General features: G+C 62.8%; 10 protein-coding genes. 8 read left to right on the top strand and 2 right to left on the bottom strand.

Annotation, left to right across the window (positions count from 1 at the left end; translation table 11 throughout):
- The first annotated feature begins 83 nt into the window (after positions 1–83).
- The 5 genes from pth to WCE35_RS02705 all read left to right on the top strand — a co-directional run bounded on the left by pth (position 84) and on the right by WCE35_RS02705 (position 4,659).
- Positions 84–686: an aminoacyl-tRNA hydrolase gene (gene pth, locus WCE35_RS02685; RefSeq protein WP_424591796.1), complete on the top strand. Its 603-nt coding sequence runs from the start codon at positions 84–86 to the stop codon at positions 684–686.
- Positions 687–847: 161 nt separating this feature from the next.
- Entirely contained in the window at positions 848–1,945 is a 1,098-nt protein-coding gene (gene ychF / locus WCE35_RS02690; RefSeq protein WP_424591797.1) for a redox-regulated ATPase YchF, read from the top strand.
- A 148-nt stretch (positions 1,946–2,093) separates the two neighbouring features.
- Positions 2,094–2,324, top strand: coding sequence for a hypothetical protein (locus tag WCE35_RS02695; protein ID WP_424591798.1), 231 nt, complete (start codon positions 2,094–2,096; stop codon positions 2,322–2,324).
- Positions 2,325–2,360: 36 nt separating this feature from the next.
- Entirely contained in the window at positions 2,361–2,669 is a 309-nt protein-coding gene (locus tag WCE35_RS02700; RefSeq protein WP_424591799.1) for a hypothetical protein, read from the top strand.
- Between the two features lie 397 nt (positions 2,670–3,066).
- Positions 3,067–4,659 carry an FAD-binding oxidoreductase gene (locus WCE35_RS02705; RefSeq protein WP_424591800.1) on the top strand — a complete coding sequence of 531 codons (1,593 nt, stop codon included), beginning with the start codon at positions 3,067–3,069 and terminating at the stop codon, positions 4,657–4,659.
- 226 nt (positions 4,660–4,885) lie between these two features.
- On the opposite strand, the gene WCE35_RS02710 is transcribed toward WCE35_RS02705, so the two are convergent.
- Positions 4,886–5,179, bottom strand: a complete 294-nt coding sequence (locus WCE35_RS02710) for a DUF4282 domain-containing protein (RefSeq protein WP_424591801.1) — start codon at positions 5,177–5,179, stop codon at positions 4,886–4,888.
- Between the two features lie 208 nt (positions 5,180–5,387).
- On the opposite strand from WCE35_RS02710, the gene WCE35_RS02715 reads away from it, so the two are divergent.
- The 3 genes from WCE35_RS02715 to WCE35_RS02725 all read left to right on the top strand — a co-directional run bounded on the left by WCE35_RS02715 (position 5,388) and on the right by WCE35_RS02725 (position 6,659).
- On the top strand, positions 5,388–5,849 hold the full coding sequence (locus WCE35_RS02715) for a MaoC family dehydratase (RefSeq protein ID WP_424591802.1): 462 nt from the start codon (positions 5,388–5,390) through the stop codon (positions 5,847–5,849).
- An 8-nt stretch (positions 5,850–5,857) separates the two neighbouring features.
- A complete protein-coding gene (locus tag WCE35_RS02720) occupies positions 5,858–6,340 on the top strand; it encodes a MaoC family dehydratase (RefSeq protein ID WP_424591803.1) in 483 nt (160 codons plus the stop codon).
- A gap of 142 nt (positions 6,341–6,482) precedes the next feature.
- On the top strand, positions 6,483–6,659 hold the full coding sequence (locus WCE35_RS02725; RefSeq protein ID WP_424591804.1) for a hypothetical protein: 177 nt from the start codon (positions 6,483–6,485) through the stop codon (positions 6,657–6,659).
- Positions 6,660–6,670: 11 nt separating this feature from the next.
- On the opposite strand, the gene WCE35_RS02730 is transcribed toward WCE35_RS02725, so the two are convergent.
- On the bottom strand, positions 6,671–6,870 hold a 200-nt coding region (locus WCE35_RS02730; protein ID WP_424591805.1), incomplete at its 5' end, for a hypothetical protein.

The following is a 6,870-nucleotide window of genomic DNA, read 5'->3' on the forward strand; positions in this document are numbered from 1 at the left end:
GGGCTGCGGCTCCGGCGGCGGGCGCCAAGGCGCCTGCCGGTGGCGGCGACAAGAAGAAGTAAGCGAACGCGGGATGCCGCGGCATGCGCCTGTTTGTCGGCCTCGGTAACCCCGGCGCGAAATACGCCAACAACCGGCACAATATCGGCTTCATGGCCGTCGGTGAAATTGCGCGGCGTCATGGTTTTGCACCATGGCGCCGCCGTTTCCAGGGCGAGACCGCGGAGGGCACGCTCGACCACGAGAAGGTGGTGCTGCTGCGGCCTTCGACCTTCATGAACGAATCCGGGCGCGCGGTGCAGGAAGCCGCCAATTTCTTCAAGCTCGGGGCCGGCGAGATCACCGTGTTCCAGGACGAACTCGAACTGCCGGCGGCGAAACTGCGCGTCAAGGTCGGCGGCGGCATTGCCGGCCATAACGGGCTGCGCTCGATCTCCTCGCATATCGGCAACGACTATCGCCGCGTGCGGCTCGGCATCGGCCATCCCGGCGTCAAGGAACTGGTGCACGGCCACGTGCTGTCGGATTTCGCCAAGAGCGACCGCCCGTGGGTCGAGGCGCTGTGCGCGGCGGTTGCCGACAATGCCGGCCTGCTCGCCACCGGCCGCGACTCGACGTTCCAGAACAAGGTGCATCTGGCGATGCAGGCGAGGGGATTTTTCGACAAGGAAGACGGCGCGACGTAACGCTGGTCATCGCAGGACTTGATCCGGCGATCCATCCTTCAAAGAAGATGGATGCGCGGGACACAAGGTGGGAAGACGGCGCTCCCGCGCCTTTTGCCCGCATATGACGACCTCAAATCAATTCACTCGCGGCAGCGTCGCGCGAAAGAGCGGAAAGTACGATGGGATTCAAATGCGGTATCGTCGGATTGCCGAATGTCGGCAAGTCGACCTTGTTCAACGCGCTGACCGAGACGGCGGCGGCGCAGGCGGCGAACTATCCGTTCTGCACCATCGAGCCGAATGTCGGCGAGGTCGCGGTGCCCGATCCCCGGCTCGACAAACTGGCGGCGATCGCCAAGTCGGCGCAGATCATCCCGACCCGGCTGACCTTCGTCGATATCGCGGGCCTGGTGCGCGGCGCCTCCAAGGGCGAGGGCCTCGGCAACCAGTTCCTCGCCACCATCCGCGAGGTCGATGCGGTGGCGCATGTGGTGCGCTGTTTTGAGGATTCCGACATCACCCATGTCGAGGGCAAGATCGCGCCGCTGGCCGATATCGAGACCATCGAAACCGAGCTGATGCTGGCCGATCTCGACAGCCTGGAAAAACGCGTCGACAACCTCGCCAAGAAGGCCAAGGGCAACGACAAGGACGCCAAAGAGCAGCTCGAACTCGTCAACCGCGCGCTGGTGCTGCTGCGCGACGGCAAGCCGGCGCGGTTCCTGGAACGCAAGCCGGAGGAGGAGCGCGCCTTCCGCATGCTCGGCCTTCTGACCTCAAAACCCGTGCTCTATGTCTGCAATGTCGAGGAAGGCTCGGCCAGGGACGGCAACAGCTTTTCGAAGCAGGTGTTCGAGCACGCGCAGAAGGAAGGCGCGGTCGCGGTGGTGATCTCCGCCAAGATCGAATCGGAGATCGCGACCTTGTCGCGCGAGGAGCGCGCCGAGTTCCTGGAAACGCTGGGGCTGGAGGAGGCCGGGCTCGACCGCCTGATCCGCGCCGGCTACCAGCTGCTCGACCTCATCACCTATTTCACCGTAGGCCCCAAGGAAGCCCGCGCCTGGACCATCGACCGCGGCACCAGGGCGCCGGCGGCGGCCGGCGTGATTCATACCGATTTCGAGAAGGGTTTTATCCGCGCCGAAACCATCGCCTATGCCGATTATGTCGCGCTCGGCGGCGAGGCCGGCGCGCGCGACGCCGGCAAGCTGCGGCTGGAAGGCAAGGAATATGTCGTCGCCGACGGCGACGTCATGCATTTCAGGTTCAATACCTGACGCGCGGACTTTATCAGCGCATGGCCCGGTGCAGATGGGGGCCGGCTTGACGAAAGCGAGTTACTTCCCGCGAGCATGATCTAAATCAAGGCAAAGGCGACCGCGACCGTCCTAAATTGGTAAAATTCTTTGACGGCGGGCGTCTGCGATGAAAAAGCCGGTTCGCGTCATTGACGAGCCAGAGCCGAAGAAAGCGCCACGAGCCGACAGGCCTCCTGCCGAAGGGTTCGTGGTGGTCGTCGACGGCCATTTCAAGTCGGAATTTGACACGCTCGAAGCCGCTGAAACATCGGGCCGAGAACTGAAGTCGACTTATCCGATGCTCAAGATCGAAATCTATGACGCCGCCACCAAGGTCCGCACATTGTTGGGCTTGTAAGCCTGGCTGTCGCAACGTCATCGCAGGGAGCGGAAAATGGCTGTCTTGAAGCGAGATCTGTATCGTCGGGTAAAGGGCCCTGAGGTCACCCATGCGGATCGTTGCGCCCTTGTCTTCGATACCGACAGCAAACGTTTGTACGTCGAGCGTGAGATAGCGCATTTGGAGGCGAACATCGGGGGCACGGTCGACTACCAAACAGCGACGATGGATATTGCGGATTATCTGACGCAAGGCGGCCAAACAGCCGGGCATCGTGAGCTATGGCGGTTGCTCAGAACGCTGTTCCAGGAGGACAGCGACAGCGCCGGATACATCGACGAGACGTCAGCCGCGTCGAGTTGACATATATCAAATTTTGAATTGGGGAAAATTGCTAGACATGCGTCGTCAGGCAAATCGGATCGATCATACGCCGAAGGTGGCATATGAATAGTTCGTCCAGCGAGTTCGAGCTATTGTTGGGCCGCGCGGCCTTCAAACTTTGGCCGGACTTGCCGCGTGACACGCAGGAAAAGCTCTTTGAGGCCGCCGTTCCCGACAATCCTCTCCTGCGATATAGCTTTGCCGTATTTCTTCATGACCATCATCCGAGAACCGCGCACCCGCCCAAGCCGGCCAGCCTGGCGTGAGGCGCGCCGATCCCTTGTTTCAAGTCGGCGAATTGGCGCTCTCCTGAACTGGCGTCACATCGCACCGACTGAAGAAACCATCCCGGTCAAAGGATCCGCTGGAGGAAATGATGAGACGGCAGAAAAAATTCTATGCCTGGGGCTATGCCGACGAGGATCTGACCCCGGACGAAATCAGGCCCTGGGAAACCGGTATCGCAAGGCGATACGGGCTCTCGGGGTTCGACGTCACGCCGCCGCCCAGGGCTGAAGAGATTACGCTGCGTCCGTCACGCGTCGTCGTGCCGTCCGCGCTGCAACCTATCGTTCGCACCGATCATCTCACCCGGCTGGAGCACGCTTACGGCAAGGCATGGTTCGACGCCTGCCGCATGTTCCTCCGCTCGGTGCCCAATCCGCCCGATGCCGTGGCCTTTCCCGACAACGAACAGGACATCGTGCGCATCCTCGCCTGGTGCGATCAGATCGGCGCCAAGGCGATTCCGTACGGTGGCGGCTCGTCCGTGGTGAAGGGCATCGAACCCGCGGCTGAATTCGAAAAGGTCGTAACGATCTCGATGCGCCATATGGACAAGGTGCTGGAGGTCGACCCGGTGAGTCACGCTGCGCGCATCGAGGGCGGCGTGTACGGGCCTCATATCGAAGACCAGCTGCGCGAGACGCCGTTCACGATGCGCCACTACATGCAGGCCTACCGCTGCTCGACGCTGGGCGGCTGGATCGCCACGCGTTCGGGAGGTCACTATGCGACCCTCACCACTCACATCGACGATTTCGTCGAGAGCATGCGGGTGGTGACGCCGGTCGGCACCCTCGAGACGCGGCGCCTGCCGGGCTCCGGTGCGGGGCCAAGCCCCGACCGGATGTTCATCGGCTCCGAGGGCATCCTCGGCATCATCACCGAAGCCTGGGTGCGGCTGCGCAAGAAGCCGACCTTCCGCGCGGCAACCAGCGTGCGTTTCGAAGACTTTTATGCCGGTGCCGACGCCGTGCGCGGTATCACCCAGGCCGGCCTTTATCCCGCCAACTGCCGGCTGCTCGAGGCGCGCGAGGCACTGCCTGACATCCCGTGGGACAACAAAGAGGCCGTGCTGATGCTCACCTTCGAATCGGCCGACCATCCGCTCGAGGCCTGGATGGCACGTGCGCTGGAAATCTGTCGGGACAGCGGCGGTGTCCCGGACGCCGCGGCGCTGGACGACGAGAACTCGCATCGCACGGGCGCCGCCGGCGCCTGGCGCAACAAATTCATTCGCGCGCCCCATTACAGCGAACACGCGGTCGCGCGCGGGTTGCTCTCCTCGACGTTCGAGACCTCGATGACCTGGGAGCGGTTCCGCGATTTCCACGCGAAGATCACCAGGATCACCCACGATACCATCAGGCAGGTGACGGGCCGCGAGGGTACGGTCACCTGCCGTTTCACGCATGTCTATCCCGACGGGCCGTGCCTCTACTTCACGTTTGGCGGCATCCTCGACAAGCCGGTCATGCTCGACCAGTTCATGGCGGTGTTGACGACCTGTACCGCGGCGACTGTCGAGCATGGCGGCACCACCACCCACCATCATGCGGTGGGCCGGTTCCATCGGCCGTTCTATGACAGGCAGCGGCCCGAGCTGTTTGCCCGCGCGCTGCGGGGCGCCAAGCGCGAACTCGATCCGAAGGGCATGATGAATCCCGGCGTGCTGATAGATCCGTGATCCGACGCCGGCGGGCGAACGCACGACCGACCCGAATGAGACGCTGAATCGCGGCGTAGCTCGAAAACGATGCGCGATGACTGCTTTTGGAGGTAGACTGGACGTGATCGACGCATGGTCAAACCGACGCGTTTGATCCAACCTGGAAGCGGCGTGTGCATCGCAGCAAATCGCCCGGATGGAAGCGACGGTTAGAAAAAACCGGCTACCGTGTTTCCGGATTTTGCTAGCGCATCTGGCCCTGATCGCGGATTGCGCCGAGATGCTCGTTGATGCGGAACACGATCAGGATGAATTCCGCGGCGATGCGCGAAGATACCACGCCGACGACCACGCTGGCGATCGAGGACAACAGCAGGATGAAGCCGCGGAACGGGCTGATCGCCATCGTGGCCAGGCCTGAGAAAATGCCGGAGATGCCGAACAGCACGATCAACGAAATCACCAGCCAGTAAAAGGTCTTGATGATCGTTGGCGTGATGAAACGGTCCCACTGAAACAGATCCTGGAAATCGAACATCGGTGGTTCTCCCGGCAAAGTCGAAAAGCGTGGTGTCTGATCTGGTCCCGCGCGCGCACAGGGCTAGCTCCGAATATCGCGTCGGGCAAGTCGGGGGTAGCACTGGCGGGCAGGCCCATCCGCAGGGTGCACGAGCCATGCGGGCCGGCGGGTTGAGATTGCCGCAAATAACGGCCACAATCGGGCTTCCTTCCAACAAATCTCCATCATGACCACGCTGGTATTTGAAGATTTTAAGCCCGGCCGCTTCGGCACCTTCGGACCGCGCCATGTCTCGCGCGAGGAAATGCTGGCCTTTGCCGCCGAGTTCGACCCGCAGCCGATGCATCTTGACGAGGCGGCGGCGAAGCAATCGATGCTGAAGGGCCTGTCCGGCTCCGGCTGGCACCTCGGCTCGATCATGATGCGGATGATGTTCGATGGCTTTATCGGCCGTACCGCGTCGCTGGGGTCGCCCGGGATCGACGAGCTGCGCTGGCTTGCGCCGCTGCGGCCGGGCGACGACCTGACGCTCGAAGTCGATGTCGCGGAGGCGAGAGCCTCGCGCAGCCGTCCCGCGACCGGCATCGTGACGTTCAAGGTCACGGCTCGCAACGCCGCCGGCCAGGCGCTGTGCGAATGGGTATCGTCGATCATCGTGCGGCGGCGCATTGAGGCGACGGCGGAGTAAGACATTCAATGCGCTTCTTTGAAGATATCGAAATCGGCGCGCGGCGCGAGGTCGGTTCGTTCACCTTCACCGCCGACGGAATCAAGCGATTCGCCGCGCAATTCGATCCGCAGCGCTTTCATCTCGACGAGGAAGCCGGGCGCCAGTCGCTGTTCGGCGGACTGGCGGCGTCCGGCTGGCATGTCGGGTCGGTCTGCATGAAGCTCGTGGTCGCCGACGGCCAGCGCCAGACCAGCGAGGCGGTGGCGCGCGGCGAGCGCGTCGCGGTCTGGGGACCGTCGCCCGGCTTTCGCGAGTTGCGCTGGATCAGGCCGGTGCTGGCCGGCGACACCATCAGCTTCATGAGCGAGGTCCATTCGAAGCGAACGTCGGATTCGCGCCCCGAATGGGGCATCCTGCAGGCCCGCAACACCGGCACCAATCAGCGCGGCGAGCTGGTGTTCTCGCTGCTGGCGAGCGCCTTCGTGCCGCGACGTGGCGCCGGTTCCTGAAACACAAACGCAACCAACATGGTTACCGGATTGCCTCGGGATATCCGTGCCGCCGAAAATTTCGCGGGACGATTTTTTCGCTAACGCATTTTGAACCTGTCCCTGCCATATGAGTGCCGGGGAAGAAACCGGGGGGACGACCATGGCAGATCGCAGCGGCCTGAAACTTGTCGGCTTTATGTTCGCGACCGTGACGCTCGCGGTGATGCTGACCGCGGGGATGGTGGTGAAGGGCTATGCCGACGGCGCCTATGCGCTCGAAGGTAGCGTGATCGTCAGTCAGGATTTGCTAACCATGGACGCTGCATCGCGCCATTGATCGGCGAAAACTCAGCGGCTCCATAACAGCGCCATCACCACCACCGCGGTGGTCAGCCATCCGACAAACCGCAGCATGATGGCGGCCACGCTGTGCGGCGAACGCCGCATCGGCATCGGATCGGCGTTATCGGGCTGAACGCTTTGCATCAGAGATGTTTCCCCACAGCCGTCTGCCGCCGCGCGGCGGTATCGGATCCTTGGTCGCGGCC

It is taken from the genome of Bradyrhizobium sp. (genome assembly GCF_049691595.1).
Classification (GTDB): Bacteria; Pseudomonadota; Alphaproteobacteria; order Rhizobiales; family Xanthobacteraceae; genus Bradyrhizobium.

Bases quoted from the DNA above. Each gene is read 5' to 3' on its own strand.
- pth (WP_424591796.1), top strand. From the start codon at position 84: ATGCGCCTGTTTGTCGGCCTCGGTAACCCCGGCGCGAAATACGCCAAC.
- ychF (WP_424591797.1), top strand. From the start codon at position 848: ATGGGATTCAAATGCGGTATCGTCGGATTGCCGAATGTCGGCAAGTCG.
- WCE35_RS02695 (WP_424591798.1), top strand. From the start codon at position 2,094: ATGAAAAAGCCGGTTCGCGTCATTGACGAGCCAGAGCCGAAGAAAGCG.
- WCE35_RS02700 (WP_424591799.1), top strand. From the start codon at position 2,361: ATGGCTGTCTTGAAGCGAGATCTGTATCGTCGGGTAAAGGGCCCTGAG.
- WCE35_RS02705 (WP_424591800.1), top strand. From the start codon at position 3,067: ATGAGACGGCAGAAAAAATTCTATGCCTGGGGCTATGCCGACGAGGAT.
- WCE35_RS02710 (WP_424591801.1), bottom strand. From the start codon at position 5,179: ATGTTCGATTTCCAGGATCTGTTTCAGTGGGACCGTTTCATCACGCCA.
- WCE35_RS02715 (WP_424591802.1), top strand. From the start codon at position 5,388: ATGACCACGCTGGTATTTGAAGATTTTAAGCCCGGCCGCTTCGGCACC.
- WCE35_RS02720 (WP_424591803.1), top strand. From the start codon at position 5,858: ATGCGCTTCTTTGAAGATATCGAAATCGGCGCGCGGCGCGAGGTCGGT.
- WCE35_RS02725 (WP_424591804.1), top strand. From the start codon at position 6,483: ATGGCAGATCGCAGCGGCCTGAAACTTGTCGGCTTTATGTTCGCGACC.